Origin of the sequence: Sediminispirochaeta smaragdinae DSM 11293, from assembly GCF_000143985.1 — a bacterium.
Lineage (GTDB): Bacteria > Spirochaetota > Spirochaetia > DSM-16054 > Sediminispirochaetaceae > Sediminispirochaeta > Sediminispirochaeta smaragdinae.
In genome coordinates, this window is record NC_014364.1 from 1,495,343 (window position 1) to 1,518,511 (window position 23,169).

General features: G+C 49.6%; 21 protein-coding genes. 9 read left to right on the plus strand and 12 right to left on the minus strand.

The genetic code is table 11. The features are described 5' to 3' along the window. Positions 1 to 20 precede the first annotated feature (20 nt). From SPIRS_RS07070 to SPIRS_RS07080, 3 genes are all read left to right on the plus strand, one after another. A complete protein-coding gene (locus tag SPIRS_RS07070) occupies positions 21 to 1,193 on the plus strand; it encodes an ROK family transcriptional regulator (RefSeq protein ID WP_013253991.1) in 1,173 nt (390 codons plus the stop codon). A 33-nt stretch (positions 1,194 to 1,226) separates the two neighbouring features. After that, positions 1,227 to 2,723, plus strand: coding sequence for a M81 family metallopeptidase (locus tag SPIRS_RS07075; RefSeq protein ID WP_013253992.1), 1,497 nt, complete (start codon positions 1,227 to 1,229; stop codon positions 2,721 to 2,723). A 96-nt stretch (positions 2,724 to 2,819) separates the two neighbouring features. Continuing rightward, on the plus strand, positions 2,820 to 4,331 hold the full coding sequence (locus SPIRS_RS07080; protein WP_013253993.1) for an IMP dehydrogenase: 1,512 nt from the start codon (positions 2,820 to 2,822) through the stop codon (positions 4,329 to 4,331). 22 nt (positions 4,332 to 4,353) lie between these two features. On the opposite strand, the gene SPIRS_RS07085 is transcribed toward SPIRS_RS07080, so the two are convergent. The 3 genes from SPIRS_RS07085 to SPIRS_RS07095 all read right to left on the minus strand — a co-directional run bounded on the left by SPIRS_RS07085 (position 4,354) and on the right by SPIRS_RS07095 (position 7,564). Beyond that, positions 4,354 to 5,937 carry a PocR ligand-binding domain-containing protein gene (locus SPIRS_RS07085; protein ID WP_013253994.1) on the minus strand — a complete coding sequence of 528 codons (1,584 nt, stop codon included), beginning with the start codon at positions 5,935 to 5,937 and terminating at the stop codon, positions 4,354 to 4,356. Between the two features lie 218 nt (positions 5,938 to 6,155). Next, on the minus strand, positions 6,156 to 6,836 hold the full coding sequence (locus tag SPIRS_RS07090) for a LysM peptidoglycan-binding domain-containing protein (protein ID WP_013253995.1): 681 nt from the start codon (positions 6,834 to 6,836) through the stop codon (positions 6,156 to 6,158). Further along, positions 6,833 to 7,564: a hypothetical protein gene (locus tag SPIRS_RS07095; RefSeq protein ID WP_013253996.1), complete on the minus strand. Its 732-nt coding sequence runs from the start codon at positions 7,562 to 7,564 to the stop codon at positions 6,833 to 6,835. Before SPIRS_RS07095 ends, SPIRS_RS07090 begins: the two co-directional genes overlap by 4 nt. 267 nt (positions 7,565 to 7,831) lie before the next feature. Between SPIRS_RS07095 and SPIRS_RS07100 the strand changes: the two genes are divergently transcribed. Further along, complete coding sequence (locus SPIRS_RS07100; protein WP_013253997.1) at positions 7,832 to 8,038, plus strand: hypothetical protein; 207 nt, start codon at positions 7,832 to 7,834, stop codon at positions 8,036 to 8,038. A gap of 135 nt (positions 8,039 to 8,173) precedes the next feature. Then, positions 8,174 to 9,247, plus strand: a complete 1,074-nt coding sequence (locus SPIRS_RS07105) for a peptidylprolyl isomerase (protein ID WP_013253998.1) — start codon at positions 8,174 to 8,176, stop codon at positions 9,245 to 9,247. A 101-nt stretch (positions 9,248 to 9,348) separates the two neighbouring features. Here the strand turns inward: SPIRS_RS07105 and SPIRS_RS07110 are convergent, their stop codons facing one another. Continuing rightward, positions 9,349 to 11,256 (minus strand): methyl-accepting chemotaxis protein, encoded by a 1,908-nt coding sequence (locus tag SPIRS_RS07110; RefSeq protein WP_013253999.1) that lies wholly within the window; start codon positions 11,254 to 11,256, stop codon positions 9,349 to 9,351. A 147-nt stretch (positions 11,257 to 11,403) separates the two neighbouring features. Here SPIRS_RS07110 and trxA point away from each other — a divergent pair, with 147 nt between their 5' ends. Then, a complete protein-coding gene (trxA, locus tag SPIRS_RS07115; RefSeq protein ID WP_013254000.1) occupies positions 11,404 to 11,757 on the plus strand; it encodes a thioredoxin in 354 nt (117 codons plus the stop codon). A gap of 30 nt (positions 11,758 to 11,787) precedes the next feature. On the opposite strand, the gene SPIRS_RS07120 is transcribed toward trxA, so the two are convergent. Continuing rightward, positions 11,788 to 12,366 (minus strand): TetR/AcrR family transcriptional regulator, encoded by a 579-nt coding sequence (locus SPIRS_RS07120; RefSeq protein ID WP_013254001.1) that lies wholly within the window; start codon positions 12,364 to 12,366, stop codon positions 11,788 to 11,790. Positions 12,367 to 12,439: 73 nt separating this feature from the next. On the opposite strand from SPIRS_RS07120, the gene SPIRS_RS07125 reads away from it, so the two are divergent. The 3 genes from SPIRS_RS07125 to argA are packed head-to-tail and all read left to right on the plus strand — an operon-like array spanning position 12,440 to position 16,518. Next, positions 12,440 to 14,107 (plus strand): hybrid sensor histidine kinase/response regulator, encoded by a 1,668-nt coding sequence (locus SPIRS_RS07125; RefSeq protein WP_013254002.1) that lies wholly within the window; start codon positions 12,440 to 12,442, stop codon positions 14,105 to 14,107. Positions 14,108 to 14,146: 39 nt separating this feature from the next. Next, entirely contained in the window at positions 14,147 to 15,172 is a 1,026-nt protein-coding gene (locus SPIRS_RS07130) for an XdhC family protein (protein ID WP_013254003.1), read from the plus strand. Continuing rightward, positions 15,169 to 16,518: an amino-acid N-acetyltransferase gene (gene argA / locus SPIRS_RS07135; RefSeq protein ID WP_013254004.1), complete on the plus strand. Its 1,350-nt coding sequence runs from the start codon at positions 15,169 to 15,171 to the stop codon at positions 16,516 to 16,518. Before SPIRS_RS07130 ends, argA begins: the two co-directional genes overlap by 4 nt. A 43-nt stretch (positions 16,519 to 16,561) precedes the next feature. Here argA and SPIRS_RS07140 read toward each other — a convergent pair whose 3' ends face one another. From SPIRS_RS07140 to SPIRS_RS07170, 7 genes are read right to left on the minus strand one after another with little or no spacing between them, the layout of a single operon-like run. Further along, entirely contained in the window at positions 16,562 to 17,302 is a 741-nt protein-coding gene (locus SPIRS_RS07140; protein ID WP_013254005.1) for an energy-coupling factor transporter transmembrane component T family protein, read from the minus strand. Further along, the gene (locus SPIRS_RS07145) at positions 17,289 to 18,059 is read right to left on the minus strand and encodes an energy-coupling factor ABC transporter ATP-binding protein (RefSeq protein WP_041866006.1); all 771 of its coding nucleotides are present in this window, start codon (positions 18,057 to 18,059) and stop codon (positions 17,289 to 17,291) included. Before SPIRS_RS07145 ends, SPIRS_RS07140 begins: the two co-directional genes overlap by 14 nt. Then, positions 18,052 to 18,627 carry a biotin transporter BioY gene (locus SPIRS_RS07150; protein WP_013254007.1) on the minus strand — a complete coding sequence of 192 codons (576 nt, stop codon included), beginning with the start codon at positions 18,625 to 18,627 and terminating at the stop codon, positions 18,052 to 18,054. The genes SPIRS_RS07145 and SPIRS_RS07150 overlap by 8 nt, the downstream gene beginning before the upstream one ends. A gap of 16 nt (positions 18,628 to 18,643) precedes the next feature. Next, on the minus strand, positions 18,644 to 19,582 hold the full coding sequence (locus tag SPIRS_RS07155) for a biotin--[acetyl-CoA-carboxylase] ligase (protein ID WP_013254008.1): 939 nt from the start codon (positions 19,580 to 19,582) through the stop codon (positions 18,644 to 18,646). Between the two features lie 49 nt (positions 19,583 to 19,631). Continuing rightward, positions 19,632 to 20,000: a response regulator gene (locus tag SPIRS_RS07160; protein ID WP_013254009.1), complete on the minus strand. Its 369-nt coding sequence runs from the start codon at positions 19,998 to 20,000 to the stop codon at positions 19,632 to 19,634. A gap of 35 nt (positions 20,001 to 20,035) precedes the next feature. After that, positions 20,036 to 22,738 carry an ATP-binding protein gene (locus SPIRS_RS07165; protein WP_013254010.1) on the minus strand — a complete coding sequence of 901 codons (2,703 nt, stop codon included), beginning with the start codon at positions 22,736 to 22,738 and terminating at the stop codon, positions 20,036 to 20,038. Beyond that, positions 22,735 to 23,166: an iron-sulfur cluster assembly scaffold protein gene (locus SPIRS_RS07170; protein ID WP_013254011.1), complete on the minus strand. Its 432-nt coding sequence runs from the start codon at positions 23,164 to 23,166 to the stop codon at positions 22,735 to 22,737. The genes SPIRS_RS07165 and SPIRS_RS07170 overlap by 4 nt, the downstream gene beginning before the upstream one ends. Between the last annotated feature and the right edge of the window lie 3 nt (positions 23,167 to 23,169).

The window sequence follows — 23,169 nt, forward strand, 5'->3', positions numbered from 1 at the left end:
AAACGAGATCGGAGAATATCATGAAGATTGTGGGTAACAGCAAATATCAAAAAGCGGCAAACGGCTCTCTTATCCTTAACTATCTGAGAAAGCAGGGTGGCACCTCCAGAAGCAGAATTGCGGAGGAGCTTGGCCTCCAGCCATCCACTGTTACCTACATTATGAATAGGTTGCTGCAGGCTGGCTTGGTCCGGGAAAGTTCCGGTATCGGTGGAAACGGGAGCGGGCGTAAGGCGATCAGAATCGAACTCAACAATGATTACGGTACGGTCATAGGGCTCGATTTGCAGGCCGATTACTACAATGCCGTGGTTACCGACATAGGTGGAAGGGTTGTCGGGTCCTTCCACCGGGAATACGACGGTGAGGCAAAGACCTTTGAAAGACGCTTTGCCTCTGTGCTGAAAGAGGTTCGTGAATCCGTGCGAGGGGAAGGCCCTGTCCTCGGGGCAGGGGTCGCCATCCCGGGTGTGGTCGATCCATCCGGACCCATCATCGAAGAGTGCTGGACCCACAACCTTCAGCATCATAACCTCGGCCCTTTTCTGGAGGAGAACTTTTCCTTTCCCATTGTGGTGGAGAACGATGCAAATTGCTGTGCCTGGAAAAATCTCTGGTATGAGGGGAGCGGCGATCACGATTCTTTTATCTATCTGCTTCCGCGTTTTCATCGCAGCGAGTTGCTGCCGGAGAATTATCCTTCGGTCGGTATCGGAATGGGCCTTGTCTATAACGGCGAAATCTATCAGGGCTTTACCCATCGTGCCGGTGAATATCGGAGCCTTTTCTTCAGGCAGGAGGAGAAGGTCCCGGGACAGCTCTCGCTCTCCCTTGCAGAGATGAGGCTTGTGGCCTCCGATCGTACCGTTCGGCGGAAGCTTGTCGTCGAGCTGCTGGGGACCCTGATCCTTATTATGCATATCACCAATCCCCGGGCCCTTTTTATCGGTGGGGATCTTGCAGGAGAACAGGATCTTGTCGCAGGTGTTCTTGAAGGGGAGTTTGCCCCTCAATGGAGACGCCTCTCTGCCAATGGGGTGAGAATCGAAGTTCTTGATGATGCCGCTTATGATGCGGCGACGGGAGCCGCTGCTGCCATGCTGAATACCTTGTATGCAATTCCTCAAGTGGGCAACGGAGAGCAGAATGTGAGAATCTGGAATTCACTTTTGACAAATCTCATTGATCAATGACGATATATACAATCTATGTTTAGGAGTCATGCGATGCGTAAGATATTGGTGGCGGGAATCCATCACGAATCAAATACCTTTAATCCGATCCTTACCGGGAAAGAAGATTTTTCCGTGCAGCGGGGGGATGAACTTTTTTCTTTTTTGAACGACAGCGACAGCGTCAGCGGGATCGTCAGGACGCTTCAGGCGGCCGGCTATGAGGTAGTTCCCGCGCTTGTGGCCCGGGCCGTTCCCAACGGTGTGGTCCAGAAACAGTTGTACCTCGATCTGAAGCGGGAGCTCTTGCAGCGTGCCGAGGCCTCAGGCCCCTACGACGGCATAGCACTCTCCCTTCATGGTTCCATGCGGGTGGAGGAGATCGGGGAGGCCGAAGGTGATTTGTTGCGGGACCTCCGTGTCCTTTTTCCCACGCTTCCGATCACGGCCTCTCTTGACATGCATGCCACCATCACCGATGCCATGCTGGATGGGCTCGATGCCTTTACCGGCTACAAGCAGGCACCCCATACCGATTGTTTCGAGACTGGCGAGCATGCGGCAACCATGTTGATCGAAATTCTGGAAAAGGGAACCCTTCCCTCCATTGCCTGGTGTAAGCTCCCCCTCCTCATCGCAGGAGAAAAGAGCGAGACCAGTGTGGAGCCGATGCATGAGCTCATCGATCTCCTGCGCGAGTATGAAACCCGCAAGGAGGTGATGGCGGCCTCGTATCTTCTCGGGTTTCCCTGGGCCGATTGCCGGGAGAACGGGGTTTCCGCGGTTGTCGTTACAAGGAACGGCAGGGAGCAGGCGGGAAGACTTGCCGAGGAATTGGCAGATGCCTTTTGGCAACGCCGGGAGCAGTTCAAATTCCATACCGTCACCCGGGAAGAAGACGAAGCGATTGCCCTTGCCTGTCAGGCGACGACGGAAGTGGAGGGGCCTGTCTATCTTTCCGATTCGGGAGACAACCCGACCGCCGGATCCTCTGCAGATTGTACCGGCTTTCTCAAAAAGGTACTTGCAAGCAGCTGTCTTGCCTCGCTGAAAAAGCCCGTGGTCTATGCCGGAATCTACGATCCGGCGGCCACCTGCGCCTGCTTTGCCGCCGGCCTAGGCGGCAAAGTCGATATGAGCGTCGGCGCCGCTTTCGATCGAAAGACAAGTGCCCCGCTTCCCATATCCGGAAAGGTCCGTTCTCTGGTCTCCGGTTGGGAGCGCTTTGCTGCGGACATGGCCATGGTACGCGTCGGCCATGTCGACCTAATCCTCGTTTCGAAGCACATCGGTTTCATCACGCCGGATATGTTTACCGCCTTGGGATGTGAGGCGGAAGATTATAGCGTTGTGGTTGTAAAGCTGGGCTATCTCACCGCATACCACAAGGTAAGGGCGAAGCGGTCGATCATGGCCCTGAGCAAAGGCAGCAGCAACGAACTTCTTGAAAGCCTGCCCTACAAGAACCTTTCCCGGCCAATCTTTCCCCTCGACCGGGAGCTAAACTATAGACCGAAGGCTGTTTGCAAGGAAGGTCGGAAACGGAAATAAGATCTTTTTCCTTGTACTTCCGCCGCTCTCCCTTGTGCTTTCGAAGAAAAAAACGTACCCTGTTCGGAAAATTCAATAGAACAAGGGAGGCCTGCCATGGCAAAAATCCTGGAAGATATTTCCAGAACCTTTGACGAATACCTGATTCTTCCCGGGCTGACAACGAAGGAGCATCTTCCTTCCAATGTTTCTTTGAGAGTTCCCGCGGCAAAGTTTCGTCCGGAAAAAGAGGAACCGGCACGATATCTTGAAATCCCCTTCAGCAGTGCGGCCATGCAGTCCGTCTCCGGTTCCGATCTTGCCATCGCCCTTGCCCGAAAGGGTGGTTGTTCCTTTATCTTCTGCAGCCAGCCCATCGAAGAACAGGCGGCGATGGTTCGAAAGGTCAAAGAGCATAAGGCAGGTTTTGTAGATTCCGATTCAAATATTTCTCCCGATGATCCTCTTTCCGAGGCAATTGCCATCAGCAAGAGGACCGGTCACTCCACCATCGCCGTTACCGAGGATGGTGGGCGCCATTCCAGACTCCTTGGTATTCTGACCGACAAGGATTATTGGGAATTCAAGGATGATCCCGATCGTCCTGTCAAAGATTATTTCACCCCGCTAAAGCGACTGGTCTGGGCTCCTGAAGGGGTGTCCCTTGAAGAGGCTACGGGGATCCTTCATCGGGAAAAGAAGGAGTGTCTGCCGATTATCGACAAAAACGGTAATCTTGCTTCTCTTGTTTTTCGCAAGGATTATTTCGACCACAAGGCAAACCCCTACGAACTTACCGATAATCGCAAGCGTCTCTTTGTCGGAGCCGCCCTGAATACCCACGATTATCTGGAACGGGCCGAGGCACTCATTGCTGCGGAGGCCGATCTTTTCTGCTTCGATTCTTCCGATGGCTATTCGGAATGGCAGGTTGCTGCGGCCAAGGAGCTGCGTGCCCGTTACGGTCGTTCCATCGTCCTCGGCGGTGGAAATGTCGTTTCGGGAGACGGATTCCGCTACCTGGTTGAAGAGGGAGATCTTGATTTTGTCAAGATAGGAATCGGTGGCGGATCGATCTGTATCACCAGAGAGCAGAAAGGGATCGGAAGAGGACAGGCCTCCGCCGTTGTCGAGGTTGCGGCCGAACGTGATCGCTATTTTGAGGAGACCGGTATCTACGTTCCGATCTGTTCCGACGGCGGACTTAATAACGATACCAATATCATTATGGCTCTTGCCCTTGGTGCGGATTTCGTCATGATGGGCAAATATTTTGCCATGGCCGAGGAAAGTCCTACCCAGAAGCTCAACTATCGTGGAATGCTGTATAAACCCTACTGGGGTGAGGGCTCGGTTCGAGCAAGAAACTGGCAGCGCTATAAGGACGAAGAGGGTGGCGGCATGCTCTTCGAGGAAGGTGTTGACGCTTACGTTCCTTATGGCGGCCCTTTGAGCGAAAAAATGGATACAACTTTAGCGAAATTGCGCGCTTCGATGTGCAATATCGGTGTACTTTCGCTGGACGAACTTCATCGTCAGGCACAGGTGGTTCGTGTTTCTTCAATGACGCTGGTCGAGAGCGGTACCACTAGGGTAGAACAGTTCGACAGGATGCGTACCGAGCAGTAACTTCGGAATTCTTATATCCTTTTCAGATCCTTGGGCGATATCCCTTGCTTTCGAAGTATATATCGTAGGCAAGGCCTTGTCCTCCTTCCCATTCGATGCGGCCCTCCAGCTGCTGGACCAACACCTGCACCGTTTTGAGTCCGAGGCTTTTTGTCTTATCGGGTGAAAAGTCTTTGGCTACTCCTTTCCCGTCGTCTGAAAAGTGTAAATGGAAGCCTCGCTCCTTGACCAGCTCCATGGTGAGGCTGATTGTTCCCTTTCTATCGTTGGGGAAGGCGTGTTTGATTGCATTGCTTATTAATTCGTTGACGATGAGTCCGATCGGAATGGCGACATCGATCAATATACGGACGGGGGCACAGCTAAAACAGACCGAGATATGCTCTTGGTGCGGAAGCAACGCATCAAAGAGCTGAGATAGCAAATCCTGAAGATAATTCTTTAGGTCGATGCTTGAAAGGTCCTGGGATCTGTAAAGGTGCTGATGCACCAGGGACATGGCCAGAATTTTCATTTCTGCCTTTTGGAGTGCTGTTGCAACCTGTTCATCACCTGCGTCGGAGGCTTGCAGGGCAAGCAGCGATTGGATAAGCTGCATGTTGTTTTTCGTTCGATGAAACAGCTCTTTGATCAAAAGCTCCTTTTCCTTCAGTGACGATTCAAGGGCCCTGTTGGCTCTGCGGATGGAGCTAATGTCGCGGATGACGGCAATGGCTTCGTTTGCCCCTCCTATAACGAGCCGACATTCAAATTCACGAATCTCGCCATTAATCTCCAATTCATAATCGTACTCCTGCCTGTGGTTTGTTTCGAAGAGGTTCGCCAGTTTTTCTAAGGTCAGCTCGGTTAGATAGGGGGGTAAAACCTCTCGTAGCTGCTTCGATATGATTTCTTCAGGCGCTTTTAACGCTTTCGTTGCTCCTCCTTCCCGAATATCTAAAATTGTTCCCTCCCTGTCCAGGAGAAGAACAAGATCGGGAAGGGCTGTAAGAAGGGCCATATTATGGGCCTTACTGCTCTCAAGATCTTTAACGACCTTTGACCATTGTCTAAAAAGTTCACGCTGTTTGACGTTGTTATAGGCCCTGAAAGCAAGATCTCCGGCAATGACCGATAGTGATTCGACAATCTGATCAAATCGTTTCATTTCGATCATGGGAACCTCTGAGAAAGCCTCCATAAACACATCCCGGTCTGCCCCAATATCGTCGGCATAGGCTGCAACTGCCTTTTGGTCTGTCTCTTTCGTTCGTACCTGCCCGATGAGCCAATTGGCAATATGAACACCGCCGACAATGATCGGAGTTCCCGCATCCAACAGGCCACAACTAAGGCATGCATGGATAGACGGGTGCCCGTCGCTGCCTTTTCCAATAAGCGCATCCGAATACCGGCAGTTTTTCAATCCGATTGTTGTACCTCGTACCATTCTACAGAGCCGGGTGAAATTACTTTCTTTACTTATTGGGGTGCCCTCCGGACTTGTTATGAGGGAAGCAAGGCCTGTGGCGTTTGAAAAAGCATCCTGAATTTTCTGAAGTTCGTCCCTGTCGAAAATATCGAGAATCGTGAAACGTATATCCGCTGTTTTAATGTTTTCTTTCATACTAACGTTATTATAGTATAAACGTTATATGTTAGCGTAAACAAGGATTTTATGCCGTAATAGATCCTCTTTCAGTATGACAGGGATCAGACATCGGACGAAGCGATCTCCTCTCAAAAAGCGTGTAGAAATTTTTCTCTGAGGAGAAAAAAACGGCGGTGCACAAACACACCGCCGTCAGTGAAAAACAATGTACTTCCACTTTACTTCTGCAATCCCTATTCTTTCCAGGTCCCTCTCCGGACCTCGCCGTTTATAGATGGAATTTCCAGAACCAACCCCGGATGAATCAGGGATGGATTATCGGGATCGACAAGTTTGTCCTTGTTCGCTTTGTACAATTCTTTCCATTGATGGGGATCGCCGTAGACAAAGTCGTACTCGGCTATTCTCCAAAAACAGTCCCTTCGGTTAGGGATTAGGCGAACCGTATAGTATTTCGGCAGTACCTTGGCATTTCCCGTTCTCTGGGGACTAATTCCTTCCAGGATACTAAGCACCCGTTGTGATTCGGTCATACTTTGCTCGTAGGCCTTCTGATCCAGAGCTTCCTGAGCCTTGCCATAGGCTTCTTGTGCCTCTGCATATCGATCGGCCACGCGTTCCGCCGCTCCAATGAGGCGTACGTAATCGATTCTTGCCTTTGCCCTGTTGAGGAGGGTATTTGCCCGGTAGGCCAGCGCCATCTCCTCTGCTTTACGTTTTCCCTCTGCGGCAAGCTCGTCGGCCCGGCGTGAGAGTTCGATAGAATGTTCGTAATCTCCCTGGTCGAAGGCCTTTTGGGCTTCGATCTGTAATTGGCGGGACTGACGAAGTTCATCGTTTTGAAAGAGGTTTTGAGAAAAACCGGGGATTGTCAGTATCGAAAGGAGCAGCACGGTAATAATGGTATGTTTCATTCGCTTGCCTCCTCCTGGCCTATCGTACTTGCCTCTGCTTCCGCCTCGGCTTCGCTTGCGCTTCGTTCGGTCTGAACATCGCTTTCCAGTTGGGTCACCTCATCCTGGGTTTTCTGATATGCTGCTTCGGAATTCTTGATCGCCTCCAGGGCCTTCCTTCGTTTTTCCGCGGCAATGGCTTGCGACTCTTTGAAGGCTTCAGCAGCCTTTTCATAGGCCTCGATTGCTGCTGGATAGTGGTAGTTGCTCTTCTGCTTTTGCGCCTCTTCCTGATATGAGGTTCCCTGATTATAGGCCTGTGCTGCTGCCTTTGGTGCAAAAAGCTTATCGGCTTTCGCTTTTTCAGCCTGTGCAGAGTCTCTTGCTTCGATCAATCGGGAACCGTAGCGCTTTTCCAGGATGGAAAGGAATCCTTCCTTGGCCTTGAGAAAAAGCGCTTTTGATTGTTCATTGTCGCTTCCATAAGCGGCCTCTGCGGCATCGAAGTCGGCTTGTGAAGAAGCAAAGTCTTCGGCCTCGACTTTATCGGTTCCTGTTTCAATGATGATCTCTCTGATACGTGTCGCTTCTTCCCGTTCCGCTTCCGGCAAGGGCTTTTCCTCTGCGGCCGGTTGTTGCATTTCCGGTTCCGGAGCTACTGGTTCGGGTTCCGGCGTTCCTGCACAACCTGCAATGAGGAGAGAAAAAAGGACGGCTAAAGACGCCGATTTTAACCATTTTGTTTTCATAGGTCCTCCTATCTTGCTATAAGATACCACATTACAAAAGAGATACCCAAGCATTTTCGTTCTATCAGCGGTCATGATTTTAGATACGATAAAAATGTATCATTATTTGATAATTAGTAAAAAATGAATAATAAAATGAGTATATGATAAAAAATAATATAGATATTTGATGAAATACTTGACTTTTTTATCTATGTTGGTATATTGATCGCATAACGAATGAATTGTTCTTTTTTTTACGAATCGATACGTTGTGGAGGTATTACCATGAAAAAGCTTATGTTTGTTTCTTTTGCGGCTCTTCTTATCGGGATTCTTTTGCCGATTATCGATAGCACTGTCGTCTTTGCCGAGATCGGTATTCTCGTGAGTGCTTTTGCTCTTACTGCCCTTTTCCTGCTTGAACAGCGACGTCGCTATTATAAAAAGGCAATCCTGCCGCGCAGCTTTGGGGGCCGGAGAAAGGCCGCCTGATTCTGTTCTTTTATGCGTTTTGCCCTTCGCCGTGCTGGCGAAGGGTTTTTTGTTTTCAGGAAAGAGTTGGAGCTTCTTGGCCTGGAAAAGAGAACGTGTTATATTGGGCGAATAGCAATTGCCAAAGGAGCGTCTATGACGATTACACGAAAACCGCTTTTTCTTTCCTTGTTTCTCATAGTGGTATTCCTATTTCCCTCTTTCATGTGGGCGGGGGGAAAGAAAGAATCAAGCGAGCCTGCGCCTGAAGCAACCGAAAGCGTGGAGACCACTCCGAAAGAACGTACACCCATTGAGGTAGCCTCCCCATCGGATAATGCGGCTATTGTCAACGGAGTTGCCATTCCTCTCGACAGGTACCAGCAACAGCTTAGTGTGATTCAGCAGCAGTATCTTATGCAGGGCATCTCGGTGCCTGAAGAGCAGATGGCCGAATTAAAGGGGCAGGTTCTCGAAAGTCTGATTGATCAGGAACTTCTTGCACAGGAAGCGAAGGGGCAGGGGTATGAAGCGGATCAGACGAAGGTCGATCAACAGCTGCAGCAGATTAAAGGACAGTTTCCTTCGGAGGAACAGTATTATCAGGCTTTGGCACAGCAGGGAATTTCCGAGCAGGATTTCCTTGCAGAGTTGAAAAAATCATTGGTTGTTCAGCAGTTCGTTTCCGATCGATTTGCAAGCCAGGTCGCCGTAACGGAAGAAGATAGTAAGACATATTATGATGATAATCCTTCCTACTTTGTTCAGCCGGAGCGTGTTCGAGCCAGCCATATTCTGTTTTCTGTTGCGGAAGATGCTTCGGATCAGGATGTCGCGGCCGCAAAGACCAAAGCGGAGTCAGCCCTGGAGCGTTACAAAAATGGTGAAGAGTTTAGCGACCTTGCCAGAGAGCTATCGGAGGGACCAAGCGCTTCACAAGGGGGCGATCTCGGCTTTTTCGGAAGAAATCAGATGGTGAAGCCCTTTGAAGATGCCGCCTTTTCTATGAAGGTTGGAGAAGTTAGTGATCCTGTACGAACGAAATTCGGCTTTCATCTTATAAGGCTTACGGCAAGAAACGAGAAAGGAACGCTTCCTTTTGACCAGGTTAAACCTCAGATATCCGATCACCTTTATAAGCTTCGCCTTGGTGAATTGGTGAAGGCCTTCCTTGACGAGCAGAAAGAAAAATCGGAAATCAATAGACTCCTTGATCTTCCCCAGAACTGATTTCTTTTTGCTGCATTGCTGCAAACGTAATGCATAAAAAAAGCCGCCGATGGGAAAAGGAACATCCCCGGCGGCTTTTCTATGGTTTTTCGGATTCGAAATTATTCGGAATCCGGCTTTTCAATTTCATTATCATCGTACACGCAGACCCGTTCAACCTCTCCCTCGAGGAGTTCACTTGCGTCGTCTTCATTTTCACAAGCAGTTTTAAAGCGTTCGACCTGGTGATGTAACTGATCGATTGAGTTGCTACTTTTTTCATTCAAGTCGTTCACATGAGTCATTGCAGTGCTTATATCTTTGGCTCCTGACTCGATTTCCTGAATACCATCACGAACCTGATCTCCGATCATGGTTATGCTTGACAGTGCAGTACTGACTTTGACGGTATTCTGACTTATCTGTTCGGAATTTTCTTGAATATCCTGTGTCGTGGAGGAGAGGCTGGTCATAGCATTCATAATCTCATTGCTGCCGAGTGATAGTTCTTTCATGGTGGAAGCGATTTCCGCCATTGCCTTGCTATTCTCTCGCGTTTCCTTTTCAATCCTCTGGTAGGAATCGCGACTTTCGTTGCTGGCTTCAAGCACCTGATTAATTCTGTCTGCAATAGTGGTGATGGTTTTTCTTATTCGTTTTGAATTTTCGTTTGTAGATTCGGCAAGCTTACGAATCTCTTCGGCGACCACGGCGAAGCCCCGGCCAGCTTCTCCGGCATGGGCCGCCTCAATGGCTGCATTCATGGAGAGGAGGTTGGTCTGGCTGGCTACATTGTTGATGATTTCAATGACTTCGAGGATTTCTTTTACGTCGGCGACACTTTCCTCGACCAGCTTATTGGTTTCGTCTACCTGTTCTCCTCCACGAGTGGTGATTTCGGCCAGCAACTCGGAGGATTCCTGTCGCTGATTGGCTATCTTCGTCACGTTTTCGATACTGGCGGTCATTTCTTCAATGCTGCTGGAGGATTGCGTTACTGCCGACGACTGATCCTCTATCTTTTCGGCCAAAGCCCGTATTCCGTCGGTGATGACTCTTGTTGCATTGTCCGATGTGGAGAGGTTGTCAACAAGGTCCTTGATTTGCTGGCTCATCGAAGAAATATTTGCCGACATCTGATGTACCGATGCTGCCGACTCATTGGTTGCACTGGAGACCTCACTTTTCAGATCCGCGCTTTCTACGGCAATATCTTTTACCTCATCAATGACCGAGGAAAACTCATCAATAAAAAGATTCATCGCCTTTGCCAGACCCGCAAGTTCATCGTTTCCCTTTACGACAAGACGGCGCGAGAAATCTCCGGTAGCGAGGATTTGCATCGATTTATGCAGCCCCTCCAGCTGATTCCTTAGTTTCCGGATCATTCCCAAAGAGAGGATAAGAACCACGACTAGTAAAAGTCCTATACTACTTCTGCTTATAATACGTATGCGCAATTGTACCGCCGCCGCTTGCTGATTGAGATAGTCGATAAGCTGTGTAAGGGTCCGTTCAAAGGAATCTCCGAGATATATGGTAAGGTTCGTTACCTCATTACTCGCTACATTAAGATCGACATCTCCGTAGAACTGGTATGCGGCATACAAACCGGGGAAATAGGCGGGATACCGAGTCATCAGAGCGTCAAGCTTTTCTTCAACCTCTCCCACCTTTCTTTTGGCATAGTCGGCGATATTTGTCATGGCCTCGGCCTGCCGCTTTCCTGCGGCATTGGAAAGGACCAGTTTCTGAAACTGATCCGACCGAAAAAATTGATCAAGAAGTTGTTCGAACTGCTTGTATTGATCCTGAAAGACCTTATAGCCGGTTTTCATGTTCGAGGTCAGAAGTAGTTCCTTTGTCATGGAATTGCTTCTGAAGAGTTCCGCTTTGATGTTGATACCCGTTTCAACCGTTTGGCGGATGTCGGCTTGCTGCGCCTGGTCGTATTCCACAATAAAAGTTGTTCCGATTATACCTGCAATGAAGAGCGCATTCAAAATAAGTAAACGGGTTTTTATTTTCATACTTGCCTCCCGGAGATCTGCAAGTATACTCAATAGAGGGAAGGGGATCAAGAAAAGATTTTTTCTGCTTGATTCTTTCTCTATAATATATTATTTTCCATATATACAAAGGGAGCCTTCAACGAAGGCAAAGGAGCGGAAAACATTATGGCGGAACACCTAACGAAAACCGATTTTCTTGAAAAGATTTTTGATTATGAAAACAAAAAAGAGTGGGAATATCAAGGCGAACTTCCGGCCGTTATCGACTTTTATGCGGACTGGTGTGGCCCCTGCAAGATGGTCGCGCCCATTATTGAGGAGCTTTCTCAGGAGTACGAGGGAAAGGTCAATTTTTTTAAGATCGATACCGAGGCGGAGCAGGAACTTTCCATGGCTTTCGGGATCCAGAGCATTCCTTCCCTGCTTTTTATTCCTAAAGAGGGCAAGCCGCAGATGGCTGCGGGCGCATTACCAAAGGATACCTTCAAAGAGGTTATCGATAAGGAACTGCTTGGCTGAATGGAGCCGGTAGGCGTTGGAGAATCCCGCTCAGGCGGGATTCCCTGAAAAAATAAGTGACATAATGCCGTCGATCCTTTGCGGGCCGAAGCCGAGGGTCGAGTGTACGATGCCGCCGGTAATCATGATGAGCAGCAACTCCGCATATTCGGTCACTTTTTCCGTATCGTTCATGAGAACGGATAATCCCTCTTTAATCATGACAAGCCACTGATCATAGGCCGATATAAGCCTTTTTTTGAGCATTTCGTTATTTGTTATTGATTCATAAATAAGATAAAGGTGGAGTTTTCCTCTATTCTCCGCCGAAAACAACTCTTTAAGCACTTTCCCTACAACTTCGTCGGCAGGCATCGGTTTTTTAAGGTTCTTTGCCCATTCCAACAGACGATTGGAGATCCGTGTCATGTAGCTCTCGGAAACATCGAACAGAAGGTCGGCCTTACTGGAGTAGTAGTAATAGAGCGTTCCTTTGCTGATCGACAAACTACGGGCGATATCAGAGAGACTGGTATCCTGGGCTCCCTGCTTTATGAACAATTCGGTTGCTGCATCGATGATACGACTGCGATTATCGACATCCGCATAATCGCGCTTACTCTTTCTCATAGGAAAACCATAAGCGGCATACTTCCTTCTGTCAAGTTCTCTCTTTTTCTTGACAGCGGAGGAATGGATAATAATGATGGAAGAGGAGGTTCTTCAGATGAATGTTGTTCTCGTCGAGGATTCCAATACGACACGTCTTTATTTGGAGTCCTTGTTTCGCTCCCGTGATCATAAGGTGGTGGGCTCTTTTGGTGACGCCGATTCGGCAATATCCTCCATCTTGGAAATGATCGACGAGATAGACCTGATGTTGATCGACATTTTTCTCGGAGGAGAGCGCAACGGTATCGATGTCGTGGAATCTGTATCGGTACAAAAGCCTATTCCCGTAATTTATCTTACCGCTTCCGAGGACCCTCAAGTTGCCGCAAGGGCGCGTAAAACCAGCCCCTATGGATTTCTCTTAAAACCGTTTAAAGAGCTTGTTTTTTTCAGCACGATCGAGATTGTGGAAAGCCGTATTGATGCTGAGAAACGATTTCGTCGGAGAATAGCCTTTGAACAAATGATATCCGGGATCTATCGTCGTTTGCATGAGCCCGGAGATCCCGATTTCGTCGCTATATTGAACTCGCTCGGGACCTTCGTTCAGGCCGATAGGGTGGTGCTCCTTAAGATTTTTCCCCGGGAGGGAATCGTCCGACATATGGCCCTCTGGCCTCCTTCCGAGCAGGGGAAGAGTAATATTCCAAGCGAGGAACTCCCCTCTCTTTTGCATCTTCTTCCTGAGCGAAGGGATCAGTTGCTTCGGCTCCGTTCCCACGAGGCTCAACTTATATTTTTTGCTCCGCCGCTCAATTATCTTGCCATGCCGATTTTCCTCCCCGAAGGGGGGGCAGCCGGATGTATCGCTTTCGATCGTGAAGAATCTCGCAGGCCTTGGAGCGGAGCCGATGGGAGGCTTTTGCGCATGGCGGCCGAGATGATTGGGGGCTGGTGGCATAGAAAGGAGACCGAGGCCTCACTTCGTCATGCGCAGAGTTCGGTGATCAGCAAAGAGAAACTGGCCTCCATCGGTATGCTGTCGGCTGGTATCATTCACGAAATAGCAAACCCCCTCTCGTTCGTCGAATCGAATGTCAGAACCCTCGGGAAATCGATCAACCAGCTTCGTGATGAGACTACGAGCCCCGGTTGCGAAGATTTTTCAAAAGAGGGGCCTGAGCTGAGCGAGATCATCGATGAGACGGTACAGGGACTCGAACGTATTGTCGGAATTGTCTCTAGTATCCGCAGTTTTTCTGCCGGAGGAGGCGACATAGGGGCACGCAAGGGGTGGTACGAACTCAATGAAGGGATTCGATCTACCTTGGCTCTGATACGCACCTTTGCTGGCGAAAGCGCCGAGGTTGTCTTGGAACTTGGCGAAGTTCCGCCTATCTACTGCTATGGGGCACGGATCAATCAGGTACTCCTCAATCTCCTTACCAATGCAGCTAGAGCCATACGAGAGAAAGAGAATCTCAAGGACGGAAGGATTCTTGTAAAGAGCGGATCGGCCGATGGCTATCTCTTTTGTACGGTTAGCGATAACGGCAACGGTATCGATCCGCGGTTGATCGATACCATTTTCGAACCTTTTTTTACGACACGGGAAGATGAAAGCGGCAGCGGCTTGGGACTTGCCATTGCCCGAGAGATTATCGAAACGGACCATGGCGGAAGGTTGACGGTCGAATCCGAAGGGGTTGGAAAGGGAAGTTCGTTTACACTGACGATTCCCCTTCGGCCCGAACCATGATATAGACCCGCTAGGTTTCTGCGGATATACTTATACGCTATGAAAGAGATTATCGAGCTGTCCGATTCCTCCCGCTTAGAGGATCGGCATGCCCTGGCGACGGTAGTGGATATTGCCGGTTCCGGTGTCAGAGGCGTGGGGGCCACTATGCTTGTTTCCGCAGACGGAACGATAACCGGTTCAGTCAGCGGTGGGTGTATAGAGGGAGAGGTGATACGGGCGGCCATTCGCTTGCTCGAAGGAGGCGATCCCCTTCTTCTCAGCTTTTGCGAGGTGCAAGATCCCATTTTTGGTACCATATCCCCCTGTGGGGGGACCGTATCGGTCATGATCTATCCGGGGTCCGAACTTGTTGAGAAACGATACATCGAGTTAATACGAGAGGGTAAAGGCGCTCTGTGGGGAGTTTCTCTGGACGGAGAATCCGCTTCCGCCGGACTTTTATTTGCCGGAGAGCGTGTCGATGAGCTTGTCTTTTCTTCCGATCTTTCTCTTGCCCAATTGGGGGTGCTGAAAGCGTTCATTGCTAAGGCCTCGTCTGAGGAGTTGAAGCGGGGCATTCGTGATGAACACTGGTTTGTAATGATGTCTCCTCCTCCGGTCAATCTCTGCATCGTGGGAGGCGGACATATTTCCGTGGCTTTGAGCCGTATTGCCAAAGCCCTGGCTTGGCGTGTCGTCATCGTCGATCCCCGTGAGGCTTTTCTTTCGGCGGATAGATTTCCCGAAGCGGACGCCGTATTGAATATGTGGCCGGAACCCGCCTTTGAAAAACTATGTATCGACAAGCGTTTTGCCGTCGCCGCCCTGTCTCACGACAGCAAAATAGATGATCAGGCTATTTTCGGGGCCCTGAACTCGGATTGCTTTTATGCAGGGGTGCTCGGTAGTCGCAAAACCCTTGCCGCCCGTCGGGACCGACTGGCGGAACAAGGGGTAAACGCCGAGAATCTTGCCCGGCTGCGAGGTCCCATCGGCCTTAATATCGGTGCAAAAGAGCCCGAAGAGATTGCCCTTGCCGTTGCGGCTGAAATTGTCGAAACCGTAAGGAGCAATCGGGGATGAAGACCGTTCAATCACAGGACGACATGAATTTACTGCGCCAGGGGTTTTCCTATGCCCATCGCTATCGGGATGCCGTTTTTGTCGTGAAGATTGATTGTACCGTCATCGATCATCCTCAATTTCCTCTTCTGATAAAGGATATTGCCCTGCTTCAGCAACTGGGTATCAACGTGGTGCTTGTGCCGGGTGCCAGAGAGCGTATCGATGAGATCATTAGCCGTTACGGCTTTACGACAGAATATCATCGCAGCATCCGTATCACGACCGAAGAAACGATTCCCTTTGCCCGTATGGCCGCCTTCGACGTTTCCAACCGATTAATGACGGGATTGGCAGGCCAGGAGGTCAATGCCGTCGTGGGCAATTGGGTCAGGGCGAAAAGCCTCGGTGTCATAGACGGTATCGACTTCCACTATTCCGGTACCGTTGAGCGGATTCTGACCGATCCTGTTCGTGAGGTCATCTCCATGGGGATGATTCCGATTTTCCCCTGCATCGGTTGGAATTCGACGGGTAAGCCCTACAATTTATCCAGCGATGAGCTTGTGCTGCAGATCGCCGTTGCTTTGGGGGCGGAAAAACTCTTTTTCATCACCACCGAAACTCAACTTTCGGCCGAGCACTACCACTGTCCTGCGGAATGCGGGGTTTCCCGTGACGGAAGAATCAGCCGGATCGATGCCTCTACCGCCGCTCATTTTCTCGAACTCAATCCCGAAAAGAGCGGGGAGCTCTTCCGCATCAATCTGGCCCGAAGGGCCTGCGACCGGGGTATCTCCCGTGTTCACATCCTGGACGGGCGGCGTGAAGGTGTTCTGCTTCAGGAGATTTTCTCCAACCAGGGTGTCGGTACCATGGTTCATACGAATCTTTACGAGAGCATTCGTGATATGCGCGCATCGGATGTTTCGGATGTGCTACGCATCATGGATCCCTATGTGGAAGAAGGTATCCTCGTACCCAGGGACAAGCAGACGCTCCAGCAGTTCTATCACGATTTCATTGTCTTCGATGTCGACGGAATTGTTCATGGTTGTGCGGCTCTTCATATCTATGAAGATGACCAGGCCGAAATTGCTGCGGTGGCTGTAAATCGAAAGTATCACGGTACCGGTATAGGAGGACGCCTCGTTTCTTTTCTGATCGAACGGGCCAGAAACAGAGGTCTGAGACAGTTATTTGTTCTTACGACCCGTACGGCGGATTGGTTCGAGCAACAGGGCTTTCGCCGTGCATCACTGGATGAGATACCGGTGAGAAAGCGTCAGCAATACAACTGTGAAAGGAACTCCTCGGTTCTTGTGTATCTGCTGGATGAGAATGCCGATGCCGCACTTCGGCGATAGGTGTTGCAAGCCTCTTGATGCCCACCGGGATTCGTAACACGAATCAGCGAAACCAGAGCATCAGGAAAAGCAGATATGTGACTGCAGGTACGAACACCATGATTGCTTTCTTTTCAAGGGGACCGAGCTTCGGCGGAATGTTGGAGCCGTCTTGTCCCGTTCCCCGGCATTCCAGGGCCTCAATAAGCTGCTGACTCCGCTCCAGAAGCAAGGTAAACAAAGGATTTACGGTAGTACGTATCCTCCGGATGGGATTGCGGCATGCAGCAATCCCCCGAGCTGTTTTTGCCTCTTCAATCTCGTCTATCAATCCGAAGATCATCGGCAGAAAGCGGATGGTAAGGGATATTGAGAGTGCACTCTTTGCGGCAAAGCGGGGGGCGATAGGGGCTATATAGGCATAGACCGCTGCACCAAACTGCTGGGTGCTTGTTGTCTCCACAGCGATATGGGCAAGAAATACGATTGAGAGAAAACGACAACCCTGGAGCAACGCTTCTGCCACATGGCCTTTGTCCGGCCTTCCATCGGATAGGGCCGTAGCAACCATGAGCAAGAGGGCAATCAGCAAAAGGCCACGGCTCTCCCTGAATACTCTCAGCGGTGATATCTTTGCAGATACCGCTGCAGTGGCAGGTATCAAAAGGGCCAGCAGGTACGCCATAGGGGGAAGCTTTGCCAGGCTGAATGCGCAGAGCAAGAGCATCGGAAGTTTCAATCGCGGATCAAAGCCTCTGACCGGATCATCGCCGGGCAGGAACCTGAATAGTTCACGCTGTTTCATCAAGCCAGCTACATTTTTCGATGGGAAAGGCCTCAGGCGGAGGTTTGATTCCGAAGCCCTTCAACCGCTCTCTCATGGTTTCCAGAGGACCGTTTTCCACGACACTTCCCTTCGACAGGACGATGGCCCGATCCGCCAGGGCCGCACTCTTCATCAAATCGTGTGTTACAAGGATGATGGTCCGTCCGCTTTCTTTGAGACCTTTGAGAATCCGGAGCAGCTCAATGGCCCCCGGATAATCAAGGTTCCCGAATGGTTCGTCCAGGAGTACGATGTCCGGTTCCATCGCTTCCACTCCCGCCACTGCAAGCCTCCGCTTTTCTCCTCCCGAGAGAAGGTGAGGCCGTTTATCTTTCAGATGTAACAGCCCGGTCTTTTCAAGAGCCTTCTCACTACGTTCGATAATCTGTGATTCAGTACATCCTAAATTTCTCGGTCCGAAGGCAACATCCTCCTCCACGGTCTGACCGACGATTTGGCTATCGGGATTTTGAAAGATAAAACCAATCTTTTGGTGGAGGCTACGACCATGATCGGAGAGGGGCTTTCCTTCCAGAACCACCGAACCTTCCTGAGGCTCCAAGAGGCCTGCAATGATCTTTAGGAGCACCGACTTTCCCGACCCGTTGGTTCCCAGAAGGAGCGTAAAGGATCCTCTGGTGAAACTAAGAGACACATTTCGCAGCGCCGTTGTGCCGTCACGAAATCGGCGACTGACATTCCGAAGCTCGAGTATCATCTCTGCCCTCTCAGCCATGGAGAATCTCTTCCAATCGTTCTCTTAAGGGGATGGCCAGCACGGCAGCGGCGCAGATCTTTACTATGTCCCCGATGATAAAGGGGTAGAGCCCGGCTGCAAGGGTCGCCTTCCAGCTGATACCTGCTGCAATCTTAAGCCAGGGCAATCCAATTATGTAGGTAATAAGCGCCGCAACCAAAGCTGCCGAGAAATTGATGAGCAGAGCCGCTGTTTTTGAGCCTTTTTCACGACGTAGATGGGCAATGAATGATCCTGCTATCATTGCCGGCAGATAGGCAAGCAAATATCCTCCCGTGGGGCCGAAAAAATGGGCAATGCCCCCGGTACCGCCTGAAAAGACCGGCAGGCCTGCTGAACCGATCGCCAGATAGAGGAGGATGGAAAAGAGCGCATCGCGGGGCCTCAGCAGTAACGCGGTAAGAAAGACAAAAAAGTTCTGCATAACCAGAGGGACAGGGCCCAGGGGGATCGCGATGTAGGCTCCTGCCGATATGAGCGCCGAAAAGAGAGCCGCAAATACCATCGAAGCCAGGGGCTTTGCTTTGTTCGTGTCGTTGTTAGCCATTGTTGTTCCTTTCTATTTATTGTTCTGAAAGCATGATGCAATCGCCTTCCCGCACCGATTCTACATATCCTTCGTCCGATTCGATCAAGAGGGAGCCGTCACTTCCGATATCTTTTGCTCGACCTGTCAACGCCGTCCCCCAGCTTTTTTCAATTCGGACTCTTCTGCCGATTGTTGCGGAGGCAGCCTTCCATGCAGCAATGGTCTGCTGTGGACTCCACCGATTCATGCGAGAATGGAATTCGAAAAAAATTCCTCTCGCCAGATCCGCAGAAGATGGTAACTTTTTTTTCCTATCGACGAATTCCTGAAGTGCGCCGGAACGCGGGACCCCCGGAACAGGTTGAAGATTGATTCCGATGCCGATAATTTGCCTGTCGACAAGATCGTATTTGCCGTGAAGCTCGGTGATGATTCCTGCAATCTTTCGTTCTCCTACGACAATATCGTTAGGCCAGGATATTCGGGCCGGGATATGATATGTTTTTCGAAGGACGTTGACGACGGAAGCGGCAAGCTTCATTGGCGAAAAGAAAGCGGCACCGTACTCACTGCCGGGAAAAAAGAGAACGCTGGCGTATAAGCCTCCCTCGGGACTCTGCCACCTCCTGTTTTTTCTCCCGCGTCCGGAACTTTGCTTTCCTGCGAGAAAGATGGTGGCGATCCTCTCCTCTGCTTTTCGAGCATCTTCCATGGTAGAGCCTGTTTCCTCCCGGTATTCCACCTTGAAGGGAAAAGACGGAGGAAATTGTTCCGCGCGAGGTTCTTCAGGAAGCTTAATCAGCCGATAACCGCGCGAGCTTGATTCAATCACATACCCCCGCTCTCGTAACTGCTGTATCTGTTTCCAGACGGCCACTCTGCTTAAGCCCAGATGTGTTGCCATGGTTTCACCCGAGATGCATTCCCGGCTGCCGAGCATATGAAGAATGTTTCGCGATGTGTTAACCTTCATTGGTTACATGGTTAACGAAAAAATAAAGAAAAAGCAAGCACCTGCTGCACTATTTTTCCAGTAACGACTCAACCGATTGGGTAAATTCGAAGATATCGAAGGGTTTTTCGAACACCGCATCAATATGAAACTGCCTGGCAAGTCCCTTCATTGAATCGCGATCGGTAGAAATTTTTCCGGTAATGGCAATAACTTTTAGGTTTTCATTTTTAAGCCGCAGATCCATAAGCGTTTCAAGTCCACCCTTATGCGGCATTACCATATCGATGATCAAAAGATCCACGGGATACTCTTCCAGAATTCTGATTGTTTCATTTCCGTCTGAGGCTTCAAAAAACGAATGAGGGCCATGTGCAAGACTTCTTTTTATCAGATCGCGAACATATATTTCATCATCGGCGATCAATATTTGCGCCATTGTTGTTCTCCTTTGAACAATTTTTATTTCTTATATTATAGCTCATCTTTCAATATTAATCGAGGTTTAAGGGTATCTGCTATCAAAGAACTTAGTGTCTCTATGGAATAGGGTTTTGGCAAAAAAGCGGCGGCTCCCGCTTCTATTCCCTCACTGATTTGTTCGTCCCCGGAATTTCCGCTTGTAAGAATCACCGGAAGCGATGGAACCTCTTTCTGGATGGCTTTCAAACATTCTAATCCACTGAATTCCGGCATGATAATATCGACGACGGCAATATCGTAGCGATCCGGGGCTTTTCGAAGTAATTCCATGGCGTTTTTGCCCGAGGAGGCAGTCGTTACTTCATAGCCGCAGGCATGCAACATAGCGGATCCGTTGGAAAGGAGCATCTCTTCGTCGTCCACGAAAAGAACGGTTCCCGATCCTTTGATTATGGCAGCGTGGCCGGAACCACGCGCACTGGTCGGCAACGAGCCTGTCATCACAGAACTGGGGAGGGGGAGATGAATGATAAAGCTTGTTCCTTCCCCATCGGTACTTTTTATTTCGATTATGCCTCCGTGTTGCTGTACGATGTTGTAGACCATCGTGAGACCTAAACCTGTGCCCCGTCCCCTGCTCTTTGTAGAGAAAAAGGGATCGAAAATTTTTTGACGATTTTCTTCCGGAATCCCGATTCCCGTATCACTTACCTTGATATTCCAATATCCTCCCCGACTGCTATCGGGATGGGACGCAAAAAATTCTTTGCTTAGTATCGATCGTTCCACGGAAATCGAAAGTTTTCCGCCATACTCTTCTTTTTTTCCCCGCATGGTAGTCATGGCATGAATACCGTTGATTCCGAGATTGAGAATTACCTGCTCGATCTGAGAAGGCGATCCTTCGCAGATCGCCGCTCTTGTGAAGGGCGTAAAAGCTATCTCGACACTTTTATCTGTTGAATTTCGTAAAAATTCTACCGAACGACCGGCTATCTCATTCAGATCAAAAATCTTTTTCTCCGATCCCTTTTTCTTTGCCAGCGTAAGCATCTGCATCACGATTTGCGAGGCGCTGGATACCGAATCCGAAATGGTCTCGAGATGATGGAGGATTGTATCCCGATTTGGGCTTGGCTCCTCTTCCAGCTCAAGCTTCATCAGACTGACCGTACCACTGATACCTCCGAGAATATTGTTGAAATCATGTGCAAGCCCCCCTGCCAAATAGCCGATGGTTTCCATACGCTGAGCCTGTCGTATCTGTTCGTCCTTGCGTTTGCTTTCCGTCACATCGTCAAGGCGAATAACCCTTTGAGAGTTTTTACCTTGAACGGTGAAAATCGAGAGAGCGAAAAGTAGTTCTTTCTGGTTCCTGTTGATTTTCAAAAGTCGGGGACTTTCGACGCTATTGTGTGAAGTTCTTTTCGTGATATCGGCCAGCATGGGTGAAACTTCCGGAAGAAGCTTGTCAAAGGCCATTGTCACAATCGCTCCTTTCTCCATTCCAAACATTGAGGCTGCGGTATCGTTTGCACTCTCTATCATACCCGTTTCATTCACGATAAAGATGGCAGAAGGCATTGCATTGATGATATTGCGAAAAAAATTTCTGGTTTTTTGAAGCTCTCCTGTTCGCTCGTCAATACGTTCGGCCATTTTGATGATTGCAGAGTCGATTGCCTGAAGATCATTATCTCCGCTGTGATCGCGTTTGCTGGGATGCTCTCCTCGCTCAATTTTGTGGATATTTGCTTCGATTGCAGAAAGTGGATTGAGAAACAATTTCTGCAAGAGATATATGAAGGGAATGATAATGATAAAAGGGAAAAAGAGCATAAGTGTGAATCCATGGGCAAAGGACTCTTTTTGAATAACCTGTATAGGAGAAAGATCGTAAACAATTTCGATGAAAAGCGGATAAGAAAAATCCGTGGTCACGCTTCTGATCTGCAGCGGTTGATATCGATAAAGGAGGCTCCCCTCCCGTATTGTTATCGTTTTACCCTCTCTGAGTTGAGGGACAACGGCAAAACGGTCGACAAAGGATCGGTCTTCATCTATGAGCGACCACTGTGTTCCGTGGCTTAGGTGATAAATCCCAATTGAGGTAACATAACTTCTTCCGTTTGTAAGATCGGAAAAGTAATCGTGGAAAAGATAATCGTAGAAGTGAGGAGGATAATTTTTTCCGAAAAAACTACTGACGGAGATACTTCCTTCCAAGAGGTAAGGTGAGGCGGGGGAGCCGTAATAAAAATATGTATTGATAATACCGGTCGTACTGGAGGGAACAAGCTTTTGGGCTACAATGCGTCTCGATCCGACAATATCACGAAGGAAACGTGAAAAACGTCTGCTGAATTTTCCAATGTCGATCCCAATATCGGAGATAAGAGAGCTCTGTACAACGATCTGGTTTGGATCTATTACATAGATTTCATCTAGACCGTAAGAACTTGCCATCTTCTTTAATTCCGCAGGTGGGATCTTCAGCAGCTTCTCGATCTCGGGATAGTCGGAAATTAGGCGTGCCATTGCCTCTGTTCCTTCCTTCTGCATAGCCTCTTCGGTCCAGAAAAGAAGGAGATCGAAATTGGCGACTCGTTCTTCCACTTGACCGACAATGTCTTCTTGCATTTGATCGATAATCTTCCGCTGGCTTTGCCAAAAGGTATTTCCGGCTATGCCTATCAAAAGCGTGCCCGTCAGGAGGATGACGGCGGCAAAAAAGACCAAAAGTCGTTTTCTCATTGATCTTCTGCCTCTTCTCCTACACATCTCCAAGGGAGCAGGACACAGTCGAGCCTTGAGGGAAACCTATGGGCAGCGAGAAGAGGCTTGAGGTCGTCAAAGAGGGATCCCTTCGACCACGAGGAATCTTCCGGATGCTGCAGCAGCATAAGAATCCGTTTCACCTCGGTCCTTATCGTTTCCTCGGTTGCTCCGTTTCCGTTCCTTAACTCCTCGATCCTTCTGCAGAGCAGTTCTGCAGAGGCTGTGCAAAGGGCACAGGCATAGCCGTCGAAACGTCCGAGGCTGAGAGACACTTCGATATCGTCCCCACAGATGGGATTACGCAAGCGTCTGCGTTCCGGATCCTGGTCGCATGGGCCCTTGTGGAGAGGATTTCGGGAGAGCGAGAGCAAGGCCTTTTGATAAAGGTCGGATGGATTTGTCATAAT